The sequence below is a fragment of the Peribacillus sp. CSMR9 genome (assembly GCF_033141925.1).
GTDB classification, from domain to species: domain Bacteria; phylum Bacillota; class Bacilli; order Bacillales; family DSM-1321; genus Peribacillus; species Peribacillus simplex_A.
On record NZ_JAOPHO010000039.1, the window covers coordinates 23,556 to 38,887 of the forward strand.

Consider the following 15,332-nt stretch of genomic DNA (forward strand, 5'->3'; position numbering starts at 1 on the left):
TCCGCCATATTTTTTCAAATTTATCATTCAGAAAAAGTTCACCAGTAATTTCGTGGAATAACTAAGACTAAATAGAAAAATACTTAGGAGTTCATATTCAATTCATAAATTCTTTATATACTTGCCCAGTAATAATGATCAAGAAAGGATGTATTAACATATGTCAGAAGAGAAAAAACAAAAAGGATGGCGCCAGTTCATTCGGTTAGTTCATCAAACGAAGCCTTCTAAACTAATGATAGGGATTGCATTAGCATTAAGCCTAGGTACAACAGGTGTTGGTTTATTAGTCCCTTTATTCACAAAAAATCTAATTAATGACTTTTCAATCAGTTCACTAAGCACTGAAAGGATCACACTTCTCGTTCTTGCCATCATTGTTCAAGCATTGGCCAGTGGATTTTCCATCTATTTATTAAATCGAATCGGTCAATCTGTAGTGGCGGGTATCCGCGATCAACTATGGAAAAAATTACTCGTATTACCCGTGAGTTATTTTGATGAGCATCCATCGGGTGAAACGGTCAGCCGAATGACAAATGATACAACTGTAGTGAAGGGATTAATCTCTGAACACCTCTCTAATTTCGTTACAGGCATCATTTCCATCGTTGGCTCCATGATCGTGTTATTTGTACTTGATTGGAAAATGACATTGTTGATGTTCATTGCCATCCCACTCTCTGTTTTGATATTAATGCCACTAGGGAAAAAAATGCATAAAATTTCAAAAGGGATGCAGGACGAAACAGCAAGCTTCACCGCAGTCCTTCAGCAGGTGCTAACGGAAATCCGTCTTGTTAAAGCATCGAATGCAGAAGCCTTGGAATATCAAAATGGAAAAAAAGGAATCAACAAATTATTTCAATTTGGATTAAAAGAAGCAAAAATCCAAGCTTTGATTGCGCCGCTAATGAGTTTTGTCATGATGGCCTTACTCGTACTGATTTTAGGTTATGGGGGAATGCGTGTCTCTTCAGGAGCCCTGACAGCTGGAGCTTTAGTTGCATTCATTATGTATCTTTTTCAAATTATCATGCCCATGGCTCAATTAGCCAGCTTCTTTACACAATTCCAAAAAGCTACGGGTGCCACAGAGCGCATCATTTCCATTTTGGATTCAGTGGAAGAAGAAGACGCGAAGCAGCCAGTTCAAAATATAAGTCAATCAATCAGCGTGGATCACCTGAACTATAGTTACAATAATGGAGAACAGGTACTTAAAGATATAAGCTTTAACGTTGAAGCTGGTAAGGTCACTGCAATTGTCGGACCAAGCGGCAGCGGAAAAACGACACTTTTCTCTTTATTCGAGCGTTTCTACAAACCACAGCAAGGCTCCATTTCCATAGGCGGGAAGTCCATAAATGATTTCACGCTCCTTTCATGGAGAAGCCAGATTGGTTATGTTTCACAGGAAAGTCCTATTGTATCAGGCACAATTCGAGATAATATTTGTTATGGAATGTATCGGGATATAACAGATGAGGAATTAAATCAAGTAGCTAAAATGGCGTATGCAGATCAGTTTATTTCCGAGCTTCCCAACGGATTTGATACAGAGGTTGGTGAAAGGGGCATGAAATTATCAGGCGGCCAAAGACAAAGAATTGCAATCGCTCGTGCATTTTTAAGAAACCCTAAAATATTAATGCTTGATGAAGCCACCTCCAGCCTAGACAGCAAATCGGAAAATGTCGTTCAACAGGCATTGAATGATTTAATGAAAGGCCGAACAACAATAGTTATCGCCCACCGCCTATCGACCGTTATCGGTTCAGATCAAATCATCTTCCTTGAAAAAGGGAGAATAACAGGCAGCGGTACACATAAAGAGCTGTATAATACGCATTCATTATATCGCGAATTTGCCCAACAGCAGTTGCACAAACTTGAACTGGCCTAATTCACCGAAAGGAAGGAAGAAGGATGACAAAGATATTAATTGTAGATGATGATGCCCATATTCGCGAACTTATACAACTCTTGTTAAGAAAAGAAGGATTTGATTTATATGAAGCCTCGGATGGACTGCAAGCATTGAAATTAATGGAGAAAGTGAAAATCGATTTAGCAGTCATCGATATTATGATGCCTAACATGGATGGTTGGCAATTATGCAAAGAGTTAAGGGAATTTAGTGATATCCCCATTTTAATGCTGACTGCAAAAGGGGAAACAACACAAAAAGTAAAAGGATTCGGTCTTGGGGCAGATGATTATCTTGTAAAGCCATTTGAACCGATCGAATTGGTTCTTAGAATAAGAGCATTATTAAAACGGTATAAAATCACTATTTCACAAACATTAAATATCGGCGAATTAAAGATGAATCGCAACACGCATGAAATGTCATTCAAAGACCAGGAATATACAATTCCATTAAAAGAATTCGAATTGTTGTTTAAATTAGCAAGCTATCCTGGAAAAACTTTTTCCAGGGAAGATCTTATTGAAGACATTTGGGGCTATGATTATGAAGGTGATGAACGAACTGTCGATGTTCATATTAAAAGAGTGAGAGAACGGTTTCCGGAATTGGAATTCCCCTTCCGGATTAAAACGATTTGGGGATTGGGCTACCGTTTGGAGATAACGAGATGAGAAGCGATCGATTTTTCAAACAAACGCTTGGCATACTGTTTTTTCTTACGTTTATTTCAATTTGCTTTTCGGCCGGTTACTATATCATTCAGCTATTGCCATTAAGGTTACCCGATTATGTTCGGTTTCTGGCCACTATCATGACAAGCATCGCAATCATGATATCCATCGGTTATCTTATCCGCGCTATCCATCACAATAAACGGGTAAATATTTACCTCGAGATCATAGATGCCTTAAGGAAAATAGCAAATGGCGATTATAATGTACAATTGGATTTTAAAATGGAAAAGAAAAACGAAATGACCGATATCATTAACCACTTCAATCACATGGCCAAGCAATTGAAGCAAATGGAAGAAATGCGGCAGGAATTCATCTCTAACGTCTCACACGAAATACAGTCGCCCCTAACCTCTATTGTAGGATTTGCCCAAGCTCTTCAATTTAATAAGCTGACAACCGAAGAACGAAATCATTATCTTCATATAATAGAGACAGAGAGCAGGAGATTATCTAAATTAAGTGATAACCTTCTAAAGCTTACATCCCTTGAATCCGAGCATCATCCTTTTGAAAGGACAGATTTCCGGCTGGATCAGCAAATACGAACCATTATTTTGGCTTGTGAACCTACGTGGTTGGAAAAGGAACTCGAATTGGATATATCTTTAGAAAAGATTCGAATTTTTGCAGACAAGGATTTAATGAGCCAAGTATGGACAAATTTAATACACAATAGTATCAAATTCACCCGCCATCGTGGAAAAATCACGATTCGGTTAAAACAGATTGATGACCTGGCATCCATAACGATATCCGACAATGGAATTGGCATATCCGAAACAGACCAGTTTCACATTTTCGAGCGATTCTTTAAAGCCGACCTGGCAAGGGAACGTACAAAAAGCGGCAGCGGCTTAGGTCTGTCCATCGTGAAAAGAATTATAGAGATGCATGAAGGGACCATATCCGTGGAAAGTGAACTCGAAAAAGGAACGACCTTTACGATACTGTTGCCTGTTTCGTGAGGGTTTTGTGATTGTTAAAAACCTTTTTTAAATCATTAATGCAGCCTGCTATTTTTAAAAACACTGCCCGTTCGTTGATGATTATATTGTAATCAACACTTCTACTAAAGATTGTTTGAAATTTCGGAGAAACTTCCTTAAAAGACCGAAATAGGAATTGGATAATTTAAACATATTAATATTACTTATATTATAAACGTTGGGTACAAAAAGCGAATTTGATACCCAACGATTAACAAGCCGGAAAAATTGTTGTTGGCAATAAATATGGACATTCCGCTTAAATGAAATCGTTATAATACCTGTATTATCTTTGATTAAAATTTATGTTATTGTCAGGAAAATAACATACATCAAAAACAACAAAATAATATATCTATCAAAGAATTTAACTTTTCCACTTTGAAAATGGTTATTTTTTCTTACCTTTACAAATAAGAAAGTCAATATAGATAGAAAAAGTATTAAACCAGTTATGGTGGTAATTGGAGATACCATTACCTTAAAATAAGTTTCAGTAACCTTATCCGGGAAATGCATGATGATCCTCATTATTTCATTCACCAAAAAGTGAAAAAAGATAGCCGGGACGATACTCCCAGTATAGATGGATAATAGTGCAAGAGAAATACCCATTACAAATGCAAAAACAAAATTTCCTACCGTCATATGATAAATGCTAAAAATAAGAGCACTTAAAATTATGGCCGATTTTATGTTCATTCTCTGATATTGTTTTAATAATATACCCCTAAAAAGAATTTCTTCACTAATCGCCACTGAAAAGCCAATCATCATAATGCTGTAAAAACTTATGTTTTTACTACTCTCCATAAGTGTAACAACAATTTTTTCAGCAGTAAGCCATTCGCCCGTTAGTAGATAATGTTGGCTCCTCCCAAAAAACACAGTTAGCATATGAGCTATACTCCCCATTAAAATACTAAGAAGAATATATTTTATATGTACCTTATTAAGCCTAATGCTCGATAAGGTTATTTTTTTCTTTTTTAAGAAAAGAAAAAGAACATAGATAATAACCAGTTTACTTATAAAGAAAAATAATTGTTTGTTTATTTGCAAAAAAAGTTCTTGTAATGTAAGTTGGGCAAAAGGAAAAATAATCATAATTAGTATAGTTATATATAATATAAAGCGATGTGTTTGCTTAATATCAGTATCCATTCTTACCCCTTTATTATACAATAATTTCAAAGAAGCCATGTATTTGTGCTTTTTTCAACTTATTTTATTGCCACTTTTTTATATTTAATGTAAGTTGCATTTCTTTGCTCTGTTTTTATCAAATTACCAGTTGGACTATATGTTTTTAGAGTTCCAGTCAATTTCCATGTTTCTTTGTATTGGTTCCATTTTTTCGTTGCCGAATATACCTTTTCTCCGCCACCAGAAATAACTAATTTACCCGCTATCTCCACCCTAAAGGTAAGGTTAAGACTCCAGTTTGTAGTATCAGTCACTTTTTTGTGAAAGACACTTGATTGTCGTTTATCTGTGGCTGTTTTCCAAGTATACCGATTACAAGTAGCACACACAGGAGATATACCAATTCTATTATTCGTGATTTCTCCTGTTTTTTCATCTACAAGTATAGGTATTTCTTGACCTAAAAGTACATCAGAGCCTGATAGAGTTGTATATTCTGTCAGAAACTCACCTGATTGGCTTTCCTCTTTTAATTCAGTTGGAGAACTTGCAAAGGTTGATATGGGATTAAATCCAAACCAAAATACAGGAATTATTAATATAAAAAGGTATAATAACTTCTTCATCTCTTCACCCCACCTAATATTTTTTCCTTAGATACCCCTTATGAATTTTTGATTTAATATCTTAAGTAGTTTGGTTGTAATATTTGTTATCTCGATTTTATCAAAAAACAAAAGCACAAGGAGTTCCAAATTTGGAACTCCTTGTGCTTTTTTTGAACTTAAACTATATGGAGTCGCAACCGTAAAGGTAGGTCATTAAGGACGGAGCATATGCCTTTTTGCCTATGGAGAGCTTATAACCTCAGGACCACATCGTTTCACTTCTAATATGGAACAGAACCCCGAATAATGGACACTTTAATAGAGATTCAGCCCACCCTCCGATTTTTTATTTATTTCCGCCAAAAAGTTGAACAGTCTGCCTTATCAAAAATATTATACTCGATCATTTTCTCAAGTAATGAGTAATCAACCGGACTGTCCCACTTGATACGTACTAACTGCTTGGTGTGATCATAGCCAGCCTGCACGATTTCATCAGAGAAATGATCGATCCCTGCCTTTTCAGGGGCAACAGCCAAATGATGTTTGGCTATGCTAAAGCCAATAATATATGTGTCATGATCGGTAAACATAGGCTGATTCCACGCAATCTTCGGCATTAGATTTGGAAATTTCTTAGTTACCCAAGCCAGGACTTCTTCCGTTCGTTCCCTATGTTGCGGGTTATCAATATTCGTTAAAAACTCTGCAAAGACTTCCATGCTATTCTCTCCTAAATTAAAAAAATTTTATGAATACTTCATTTTCAACAATGCACCATAGGAAGATCATTAACATTGCTCTAATGGATGCCATGACTACCTACTGATGGGTTTGATAGATTGCATTACACTGCACACCGATTCTTATTACCTCGGTCTTCTAATCCACTTGTCAACTTGAGAGGTTCTCGTTGTTTTAAACATAAAAAATACCCCTTTGGCTAATCATAGCCAAAGGGGTAAAGCTTCGCAACTTTTTATAATCTACATTGCATTCATTCCAACTTACTCAACCGTTACACTTTTCGCAAGATTACGTGGTTTATCCACGTCACATTCGCGGTGCAAGGCTGCGTAGTAAGCAATGAGCTGCAGCGGGATAACAGAGATAAGGGGTGTTAATAGTTCATTCACTTCCGGGATGACGAAACGGTCATCCTCTTCTTCCAGACCCTTCATGGAAATGATGCAAGGGTTGGCGCCTCGGGCAACCACTTCTTTGACATTACCACGTATGCTTAGGTTGACACCCGCTTGCGTAGCAAGGGCTATGACAGGTGTACCTTCTTCAATCAAGGCGATCGTTCCGTGTTTAAGCTCGCCGCCAGCAAAGCCTTCTGCCTGGATGTATGAAATTTCCTTCAGCTTAAGCGCCCCTTCAAGAACAACATAGTAGTCAAGGGAACGGCCAATGAAGAAGGCATTTCTTGTAACGGACAAATATTCACGGGCAATGTCTTCCATCTCTTCTTTCGAATCACATAGGGCTTCCATTGCCGTCGCAACGATTCCTAGCTCTTTTACAAGGTCGAAATCATACTCCATGTTACGGAATTGGCCAGTTACATTTGCTAATATGGCCAAGACCGCCACTTGAGCTGTGTAGGCCTTTGTTGAGGCAACGGCAATTTCAGGACCAGCATGCAGCAAGAGCGTATAATCCGCTTCACGTGACAATGTAGAGCCAGGTACGTTCGTGATGGTCAAGGCTTTATGACCAAGCGCTTTGATGGACACTAACACGGCACGGCTATCTGCAGTTTCACCACTTTGTGAAATGAAGATGAATAGCGGTTTTTTCGATAATAACGGCATATTGTAAGTGAATTCCGATGCCACATGGACCTCAACCGGTATTTCCGTCATTTTTTCGATGAATTGCTTACCAATCAACCCTGCATGATAGCTAGTTCCGCAAGCGATAATATAAATACGGTCAGCCTCACTTACGGCTTCAGTAATGCTATAATCGATTGCAAGTTTACCTTCTTCATTTTGGTATGCTTGAATGATTTTACGTATGACAGCTGGCTGCTCGTCGACTTCTTTGAGCATATAGTGCGGATACGTACCTTTTTCAATATCACTTGCATCCAGTTCAGCAGTGTATGGAGCACGCATAACTTCTTCGTTGGAAAGGTTCTTGATCGTTACCTTTTCTTTGGTCACGATAACCATTTCCTTATCCATCAGTTCAAGGAATTGATCTGTGACTTGCAACATGGCCATTGCATCCGAAGCGACAACGTTAAAGTCTTTTCCGACACCGATTAGCAGCGGGCTTTTATTTTTTGCGACTAAGATGGTTTCATCATTTTCAGCATCCAATAGGGCAATCGCATATGAACCCTCCAAAAGAGTGAGTGTTTGACGGAACGCCTCTTCCACTTCCATGCCCTCGTTTACGAACTTCTCTATGAGTTGAACGATGACTTCCGTATCCGTTTCACTTTTAAAGGCAACATCCTTCAAATATTCACGTTTTAGAATCGCATAGTTTTCAATGACCCCATTATGAACTAAAGTCAATCGACCTGAATTACTTTGGTGAGGATGGGCATTTTCACGGCTTGGCACACCATGGGTGGCCCAGCGTGTATGTCCTATTCCAGTATGTGCCATAGTATTTTCATCCACGGCTCCGCGTAAGTCCGCAATTCTTCCCTTTTCCTTAAAGATTGTCACGCCTGCTTCATTTCTCACAGCAATCCCTGAAGAGTCATAACCGCGGTATTCAAGTTTTTCAAGACCTTTTAATAAAATTTCCTTTGCATCGTTAAGTCCAATATATCCAACAATTCCACACATAATTTCTGTTCCTCCAACCGATTCGAGGGAACAGGAATGCACGGGGGCATCCCTGCCCCCTCATCTCTGATATATATTTTTTATAAAGGAAATGCCTTAAAGCACTTTTTCCCTTTGTGCATTTCCAACCCTTTGTGCAGTAAGTTGCCCTACTGTTTTAAGATTGGAATTACTGCGGCTGTGCACTTCAGCCGGGAGGTATCCGCCGATCATTCGATAAACCTCCTCCTCGTCAACTAAGCCTTTTTCGACCAGACTTAGTTCAGGCGCTTTTGTAAATCAGTTTCTCCTTGCCTACCCTCCTTTTTTGAAACAACCATTTTCAGAAAATGAGTTGTAAATCAGGATAATCATACCTTAAACAAGGGACATAGGTCAATTCTTTATTACCAAGACCTACAAAAAAGAACTTCTTTATAAAAATATGCATAAAAGGAAATTTCGTTCCTTTTATGCATACGATTGTTATTCGTTTATTCCCATTTCCGTTCTTACAACTGAGACGATGCGATCTACATAATTAGTGCATTCCTCAGCAGTCGGTGCTTCAGCCATAACACGGACTAGCGGTTCCGTACCGGATGGTCTCACCAAAATACGACCGTTTCCGGCCATTTCCCCTTCGACTGCCTTAATGACTTCCTGTACCTTTTCATTATCAGTTACACCGTGCTTATCGGTAACTCTGACATTGATGAGTGTCTGTGGATATTTCTTCATCTCGCCAGCTAGCTCCGATAAGGTTTTTTGGGTGTCACTCATGATGTTCACAAGCTGTAAGCCCGTCAATAAGCCATCTCCTGTCGTGTTATAGTCCAGAAAAATGATATGTCCGGATTGTTCACCGCCAAGGTTATAGCCGCCTTTTCGCATCTCTTCCACCACATAGCGATCCCCCACTGCCGTTTGGGCACTTTGTATACCATGCTCTTCAAGACCTTTATAAAAACCAAGGTTGCTCATGATCGTAGAAACCACTGTTCCCTGTTTCAGACGGTTATTTTCTTTCAAGTATTTCGCACATATATACATGATCTGGTCGCCGTCCACTATATTTCCTTTTTCATCTATGGCAATGACGCGGTCTCCGTCACCATCGAAAGCAAGTCCAACATCAGCACCTTTTTCTTTTAAGAATTCAGCAAGTGCTTCAGGGTGTGTGGAACCTACCTTGTCATTAATGTTCAATCCATTAGGCGATGCCCCCATTGTAGAGATGTCTGCATCAAGATCGGCAAACAAATGCATGGCCAAGGCCGATGTCGCCCCATGCGCGCAATCAAGCGCAACATGAATGCCAGTAAAGTCTTCATCCACTGATTGTTTCAAATACTGGAGATACTTTTGCCCTCCTTCGAAATAATCATTCAAATGGCCCAAATCGCCGCCAACCGGGCGAGGAAGTTCATCCTTTTCCAAATCTAACAGTGTTTCAATTTCCGCTTCTTGATCATCGGATAGCTTAAACCCATCCGGTCCAAAGAATTTAATGCCATTATCCGCTACCGGATTATGCGAAGCCGAAATCATGACACCTGCTTCAGCACTTAAAGCCTTTGTTAAATATGCAACTCCCGGTGTCGAAATTACACCCAGGCGCATCACTTCAGCCCCAATGGATAATAGACCGGCAACAAGTGCACCTTCCAGCATTTCACCAGAAATACGTGTATCGCGCCCTATCAGCACTTTGGGTTTTTCTGTATTTCTAGTAAGAACGTAACCACCTAAACGGCCTAGTTTAAATGCCAACTCCGGTGTTAATTCGCTATTCGCTATACCCCTAACTCCGTCTGTTCCAAAATATTTACCCATCTTTATCGCTCCTTCTTCGAATCGTTACTGAATTAAATGATGTTAAAGGAAGGTCATGTCTCTTCGTCTTTTTGAGTAATGGTGACCGAAGCCGTTTTAGATTCCAGTTCCCAGGTCACTCCCTCAGGCGCGTTTACCACCAGATCTACATCATGCGTACCTTCATCTAAATTACTTACATCTACTGTAAGATTAATGTCTTCTTTAGTTATTTTCTTCAAGTCATCCGCTTCACCAAGCAAGGTGATGCTTGTTACATCGGTTTCCAATTCGGCGTCTTGGTCATCCTTCATGCCCACAGGCACTATTTTTATATTGCTGAATGTTTTAGACTCAATGGCAGCCGGTTTATCTTTATCGACTACCTTTTCTTCTTGTTTTTGTTCAGTTTCCGGTTTTTCCTCTTCTTCAACTGGATCTACATTCGCTTCATCCACATCCACTTTCTCTGTGCGAATCTTGACCTTTGCTTTACCCAAGGACATTTTTTGTACACTTTCGGGTTTAGTAAGATCGAGTTCCAGGTCTGTATCACCGTCAATTTTCGAGATATTTACAGGAAGATTTACTTCACTTATTTTCTCCAGGCTCGTTTCTGACCCGAATAAGGTGACCTCATTTGGATCGACACTTATACTCTTGATCCTGATGCCATCCTTTGCCTTCCCAGTTTGCTTCGGGGTTATCGACACCGTCTTGGAAGGAATGCTCACTTTTAAGGAAACGGCAACTGAAGCGGGCTCGATCGTCACGTCCAACTTATTCAAGTCCCGGTCAAGGGCTTTAACAGTTGCCTTTCCGTTCACCGTTTCGTTAAGTCCCTTACTTATTTCAAGGTTTGCCTTTACATAGGAAATTTGATCAATCGTATCTTTAGCACCCGTTATTTTGACAGTTTTCGGGCTAACTGTTGGCTGGTCAGCGGTATATCCCTCTTCAAGTAAAGAGTTGTTATACTCGGCTTCAACGGGGAATTCCTTCGTCACCCGTTCCTGAACATTGACTTCCGCATATTCAGGATCGACCGTCGCCACTAACCTTTCATTCAAATCACTTATTTTAAATGTGACAGTTCTGTTCCCCATTGAGATTTCAGGATCCGAAAGGTCCACATAAACTTTAAAGTCCCTTTGGTTTTTCGCATTTATCAATAGACTTTTTGCTCCCTTTAGAGTAACATCCACCGTTTCAGGGACTCCGCTCACCACTAGATTCTCACGGTCATAGTACACTTCAACCGGTACATTTTCGATGGTCTCCGTACTGATTTCAGGGGCGGTCGATAAACCAAGGGATTTTTTATCCGACTCCATCTCAAAGTTAATGGAAATGAACAAAAGTGCTGCCAAGGCAAAAGCTACGATTCTCATAAACCAAGCGCTATTGGTGTATTTATCCATTCTTTTTCCCCCTCCAGTTCCAGATTCCTGAGGAAGTTGATTTGATGTTCTCCACTACCAGTTCACTAGTAAGCATGGCCCTAAATGATTCTTGATTCAAATCCCGGTAAAGCTCCCCGTTTTTAGTGACGGATATCCCTCCCGTTTCTTCTGAAACAACAATCGTAAGACTATCCGTTACTTCACTCATGCCGATGGCTGCCCTATGCCGCGTGCCAAGTTCTTTTGATATGAATGGACTTTCTGATAAAGGTAGGTAGCAAGCTGCGGCCGCAACCTGGTTATTTTGTAAAATAACTGCGCCATCATGGAGCGGCGTATTGGGGATAAAGATATTAATGAGCAGTTCTGAAGAAATATAGGATCTTAGAGGAATCCCCGTTTCAACATAATCCCCAAGCTCCGTACCTTTTTCTATCGTAATCAAGGCTCCAATCCGCCTTTTCGCCATATAAGTGGACGCCTTTAGAATTTCTTCGACTAAACGCTCTTGCTGGTTCTCTTCTGGAACGGTGCCCCTTGCAAAGAGCTTCCCGCGTCCTAATTGTTCAAGTGCCCTTCTCAGTTCAGGTTGAAAAATGACAAGAATCGCCAATACTCCCCAATTCATGACTTGTGCCATTAACCATCCAAGTGTATTGAAACCAAACAGGTTGCTTAAGCTTTTTACAATGACAATTACAAAAATTCCTTTTAGCAGCTGAATAGCCTTCGTGCCTCGAATAATAGTTAACAATTTATATATCACAAACCATACAAGGAGAATATCAATGAAATTTACTACATAGTCCCAAACAGTCAAATTGGATAAAGACATGTTGTTTCCTCCAGTCAGTATTACTCCAAATACCAATTACAATCGTTGTGTAATAACCTTAATAGTATACCATTTTTTAAATGATACATCTAAAAACTAGTGTGAGAAATTTACATGGTAAGGACGAATCATGCAAAATGGTTCCTTTCCCTTTAAAAAATAAAGCTGAGCGAAGTCACCGTATATGAAAACGATGCCCTTCTCCCAGCTTATATACCTTATTCCTTTTTTTCCTCTTTAGCAGGAACCAACGAGGTTGCAGTGTCCTTTACTTTATACCACATCCACTCAAAAGCTTGGTCAATAACATTGATGCTCCCAGTCACATTCCCTGCCTTAGACATATATTTATGTCCATTTATGACTGTAACATCTCCTTCTACTTCACCATCTATTTGAATGTTACCATTTTGAACTACCACATTTCCCTTGATTGTCTCACCTGCAGGCACAATCACCGTTTCACCTTCGACCACTAAGTTAGGCTGCTTTGACACTGAAAAATGTTCGTCCTGATTATAAGTGGAAAAAATAGATCCTGTCATCAATAAGATGAACATCGCTGCCGCTGTCATGAAGGGATGGCTTTTGAACCAACGTTTGGCGCCCGTTGTTTTCGTTTCCTTTGGCAATTGAGCCATAACCTTTGCTGTAAAGTCATCCGGGGCCTTAATATGTGAAGTGCTTTGTACAAGCGCGACCGCCTTTTTCATTTCATGAAAGTAATCCCGGCATTCAGCACAATTATGCAAGTGCTCCCGTAATACTTCTTTGTGCTCAGGTTTGATGTCCTCATCTAAATAATCATGCATATATTCAATGATTTCCTCATGGCAGTTCATTTTTCTCACCTTCTTTTTATAAATGGCGTAGTTGTTTACGCAAGGCTTCCCGACCACGATGTATTCTCGTCTTAACCGTACCGACTGGCAAATCGAGTATTTCACTGATTTCCTTTAAGGATAACTCTTCAATATACTTCAATACGATTACCGATCGGTATTTCTCGGGTAATTTCATTATTTCAACTTGAATGGTTTCCTGTAGTTCTAAAGATTCAACCTCTTCCTCGGGTTTCGCCATATCTGATGCAACATGGGAATACATATTCAATCCTTCTGTTCCTGCCACCTCTGCATCTAGATAGTAATCCGGTTTTTTCTTGCGAAGACGGTCAATACAAAGGTTAGTAGCAATCCGGTATAACCATGTCGAAAATTTCATTTGTATATTGAAACTGCGAATATTCACGAAGGCCCTTACAAAGGCCTCTTGTGCCAAATCTTCTGCTTCTTGCCTGTTTCCGAGCATCCTGAAACATATCTGGAAAACTTTGTCCTTGTAAATTTCGACAATTTCCCCAAATGCATTATGATCTCCCTTTAATACTTGATTAATTCTCTCTTTAATGAGTGCATCCATTTTCCGGTTTTACCCCCGCTCATGCGGCTATACGATTATTACGAATCGTAAGCTAAAAGGTTTCAAAAATTTATTACATTAATTTTAACAAAGTTTTACATTTTATGTTTAAGAAAAAAAAAACAGGGCTATATAGTAAGAAATTGTGAAATTCAAGGGAGTGAATCTCTACATGACTGCTGAACAAATTTTAGACCATATTGAACAATACAGACAGAAAATGATGATTTTGGCTTCCCGTTCTTCGATGGTTGATAATGAAGTTGTTGAAGTTAGCAGCAAACTGGACTCTTTAATCAACCAATACATCCATTTAACTAATAATGGAGGTCTCCCAGACCGACGTACTCTTAAGTGAATATGGATAGGCGATTGCAACCATCTATTTATGGATATGTTCCGTTATATACACCCTGGATAATAAGCCTACGTCTTCTAGCATATAAAAAACAGTAACCCATTACAAGCCAGTTACTGTTTCTTTTATTTTTTCAGTTATAATAACTTTTCTCCAAATAACGAACCCATTAAAGCCACAGCAACGATCGCAGTTTTATTTCGCTCATCTAAAATGGGGTTGACTTCAACGAATTCAGCTGATGTTATCAAGTTGGATTCCGCGAGCATTTCCATGGCCAAATGACTTTCCCGATAACTTATGCCACCAATCACCGGTGTCCCCACTCCAGGTGCATCTGCTGGGTCAACTCCATCCAAATCCAATGAAAGGTGGACACCATCCGTTCTTTCCCTTAAATAATCTATGCACTCTTCCATGACCCTTGTCATTCCCATGCGATCTATTTCATGCATCGTAAATACTTTAATCCCTTTATCACGTATAAGTTCTTTTTCCCCTTCATCCAATGACCTTGCCCCAATGATTACGATGTTTTCTGGTTTCACTTTTGGAGCGGAACCATGGATATTGATTAGATCGGGATGTCCAAGCCCAATACTGACAGCAAGCGGCATACCATGGATATTTCCTGATGGCGAAGTATCTTCCGTATTTAAATCCCCATGTGCGTCATACCAAATCACACCTACATTTTCATAGTGCTTTGCGACTCCTGCCAGTGTTCCTATAGCAATTGAATGGTCTCCACCCAATACAAGTGGAAAAGAACCGCCTTCTATTATTTCATCAACTCTTGTTGCTAATAGGGTGTTCCCCTTTGCAACAAGCGGTAAGTTTTTCAGATTTGTCCCAGGCTTATTTGCATTTCCAGGTCGTCCTACAATGATATCTCCTAAATCCTCTACTTCGATATTTAACTGTTCAAGACGCTCGAAAATCCCTGCGCAGCGAATGGCACTAGGTCCCATATCCACCCCTCGCCTTGCTTGACCAAGGTCCATAGGCAATCCAATGACGGATATTTTCTGAATAGACATACAACTCCCCCTTTCCACCATTTTACATCGTATATGACAAGTGGTTCAACTAAACATTTACATTTATAAAGATGCACCACTCTTTCCTATCTCATACTTTTTCTATAAAAAAAGCTTCTAGGGGTTGGTTACCCCAACAATGCGTATAAACAAAAAAAAGTCTTAAACCATTTTGGCTTAAGACGTAAATTTTGGTGTATGTAGTTGATGGTGGAGCCTAGCGGGATCGAACCGCTAACCTCCTGCGTGCAAGGCAGGCG

Annotated in this window: 14 protein-coding genes; 4 read left to right on the plus strand and 10 right to left on the minus strand. The window is 39.6% G+C overall.

Annotated features, from left to right (window positions below; genetic code table 11):
• The first annotated feature begins 160 nt into the window (after positions 1-160).
• Genes N9I19_RS16370 through N9I19_RS16380 form a run of 3 tightly spaced genes read left to right on the plus strand, consistent with a single transcriptional unit; the run spans position 161 to position 3,635 of the window.
• Entirely contained in the window at positions 161-1,906 is a 1,746-nt protein-coding gene (locus N9I19_RS16370) for an ABC transporter ATP-binding protein (RefSeq protein WP_317778404.1), read from the plus strand.
• A 23-nt stretch (positions 1,907-1,929) separates the two neighbouring features.
• Positions 1,930-2,604 carry a response regulator transcription factor gene (locus N9I19_RS16375; protein WP_317778406.1) on the plus strand — a complete coding sequence of 225 codons (675 nt, stop codon included), beginning with the start codon at positions 1,930-1,932 and terminating at the stop codon, positions 2,602-2,604.
• Positions 2,601-3,635: a sensor histidine kinase gene (locus tag N9I19_RS16380; protein WP_317778407.1), complete on the plus strand. Its 1,035-nt coding sequence runs from the start codon at positions 2,601-2,603 to the stop codon at positions 3,633-3,635. Before N9I19_RS16375 ends, N9I19_RS16380 begins: the two co-directional genes overlap by 4 nt.
• A gap of 324 nt (positions 3,636-3,959) precedes the next feature.
• Here the strand turns inward: N9I19_RS16380 and N9I19_RS16385 are convergent, their stop codons facing one another.
• The 9 genes from N9I19_RS16385 to sigW all read right to left on the minus strand — a co-directional run bounded on the left by N9I19_RS16385 (position 3,960) and on the right by sigW (position 13,674).
• Positions 3,960-4,820: a CPBP family intramembrane glutamic endopeptidase gene (locus N9I19_RS16385; RefSeq protein ID WP_176431987.1), complete on the minus strand. Its 861-nt coding sequence runs from the start codon at positions 4,818-4,820 to the stop codon at positions 3,960-3,962.
• Positions 4,821-4,879: 59 nt separating this feature from the next.
• Positions 4,880-5,428, minus strand: coding sequence for a hypothetical protein (locus N9I19_RS16390; RefSeq protein ID WP_317778408.1), 549 nt, complete (start codon positions 5,426-5,428; stop codon positions 4,880-4,882).
• A 332-nt stretch (positions 5,429-5,760) separates the two neighbouring features.
• The gene (locus N9I19_RS16395) at positions 5,761-6,132 is read right to left on the minus strand and encodes an iron chaperone (RefSeq protein WP_317778409.1); all 372 of its coding nucleotides are present in this window, start codon (positions 6,130-6,132) and stop codon (positions 5,761-5,763) included.
• A gap of 285 nt (positions 6,133-6,417) precedes the next feature.
• Entirely contained in the window at positions 6,418-8,220 is a 1,803-nt protein-coding gene (gene glmS, locus N9I19_RS16400; protein ID WP_089363897.1) for a glutamine--fructose-6-phosphate transaminase (isomerizing), read from the minus strand.
• A 465-nt stretch (positions 8,221-8,685) separates the two neighbouring features.
• Positions 8,686-10,035, minus strand: a complete 1,350-nt coding sequence (gene glmM / locus N9I19_RS16405; protein ID WP_089363896.1) for a phosphoglucosamine mutase — start codon at positions 10,033-10,035, stop codon at positions 8,686-8,688.
• Positions 10,036-10,088: 53 nt separating this feature from the next.
• Positions 10,089-11,435 carry a CdaR family protein gene (locus tag N9I19_RS16410; RefSeq protein ID WP_317778410.1) on the minus strand — a complete coding sequence of 449 codons (1,347 nt, stop codon included), beginning with the start codon at positions 11,433-11,435 and terminating at the stop codon, positions 10,089-10,091.
• Entirely contained in the window at positions 11,428-12,252 is an 825-nt protein-coding gene (gene cdaA / locus N9I19_RS16415) for a diadenylate cyclase CdaA (RefSeq protein WP_061440410.1), read from the minus strand. The genes N9I19_RS16410 and cdaA overlap by 8 nt, the downstream gene beginning before the upstream one ends.
• 218 nt (positions 12,253-12,470) lie before the next feature.
• Positions 12,471-13,094 carry an anti-sigma factor family protein gene (locus N9I19_RS16420; RefSeq protein WP_284469077.1) on the minus strand — a complete coding sequence of 208 codons (624 nt, stop codon included), beginning with the start codon at positions 13,092-13,094 and terminating at the stop codon, positions 12,471-12,473.
• 16 nt (positions 13,095-13,110) lie between these two features.
• Entirely contained in the window at positions 13,111-13,674 is a 564-nt protein-coding gene (gene sigW, locus N9I19_RS16425; RefSeq protein WP_089363893.1) for an RNA polymerase sigma factor SigW, read from the minus strand.
• Between the two features lie 172 nt (positions 13,675-13,846).
• Here sigW and N9I19_RS16430 point away from each other — a divergent pair, with 172 nt between their 5' ends.
• On the plus strand, positions 13,847-14,032 hold the full coding sequence (locus N9I19_RS16430; RefSeq protein ID WP_317778411.1) for an aspartyl-phosphate phosphatase Spo0E family protein: 186 nt from the start codon (positions 13,847-13,849) through the stop codon (positions 14,030-14,032).
• Between the two features lie 137 nt (positions 14,033-14,169).
• Here N9I19_RS16430 and rocF read toward each other — a convergent pair whose 3' ends face one another.
• A complete protein-coding gene (rocF, locus tag N9I19_RS16435; RefSeq protein WP_089363891.1) occupies positions 14,170-15,072 on the minus strand; it encodes an arginase in 903 nt (300 codons plus the stop codon).
• Between the last annotated feature and the right edge of the window lie 260 nt (positions 15,073-15,332).

Bases quoted from the DNA above. Each gene is read 5' to 3' on its own strand.
- glmS (WP_089363897.1), bottom strand. From the start codon at position 8,220: ATGTGTGGAATTGTTGGATATATTGGACTTAACGATGCAAAGGAAATT.
- N9I19_RS16370 (WP_317778404.1), top strand. From the start codon at position 161: ATGTCAGAAGAGAAAAAACAAAAAGGATGGCGCCAGTTCATTCGGTTA.
- N9I19_RS16385 (WP_176431987.1), bottom strand. From the start codon at position 4,820: ATGGATACTGATATTAAGCAAACACATCGCTTTATATTATATATAACT.
- N9I19_RS16380 (WP_317778407.1), top strand. From the start codon at position 2,601: ATGAGAAGCGATCGATTTTTCAAACAAACGCTTGGCATACTGTTTTTT.
- N9I19_RS16420 (WP_284469077.1), bottom strand. From the start codon at position 13,094: ATGAACTGCCATGAGGAAATCATTGAATATATGCATGATTATTTAGAT.
- N9I19_RS16430 (WP_317778411.1), top strand. From the start codon at position 13,847: ATGACTGCTGAACAAATTTTAGACCATATTGAACAATACAGACAGAAA.
- N9I19_RS16375 (WP_317778406.1), top strand. From the start codon at position 1,930: ATGACAAAGATATTAATTGTAGATGATGATGCCCATATTCGCGAACTT.
- N9I19_RS16390 (WP_317778408.1), bottom strand. From the start codon at position 5,428: ATGAAGAAGTTATTATACCTTTTTATATTAATAATTCCTGTATTTTGG.
- N9I19_RS16395 (WP_317778409.1), bottom strand. From the start codon at position 6,132: ATGGAAGTCTTTGCAGAGTTTTTAACGAATATTGATAACCCGCAACAT.
- glmM (WP_089363896.1), bottom strand. From the start codon at position 10,035: ATGGGTAAATATTTTGGAACAGACGGAGTTAGGGGTATAGCGAATAGC.
- sigW (WP_089363893.1), bottom strand. From the start codon at position 13,674: ATGGATGCACTCATTAAAGAGAGAATTAATCAAGTATTAAAGGGAGAT.
- N9I19_RS16410 (WP_317778410.1), bottom strand. From the start codon at position 11,435: ATGGATAAATACACCAATAGCGCTTGGTTTATGAGAATCGTAGCTTTT.
- cdaA (WP_061440410.1), bottom strand. From the start codon at position 12,252: ATGTCTTTATCCAATTTGACTGTTTGGGACTATGTAGTAAATTTCATT.
- rocF (WP_089363891.1), bottom strand. From the start codon at position 15,072: ATGTCTATTCAGAAAATATCCGTCATTGGATTGCCTATGGACCTTGGT.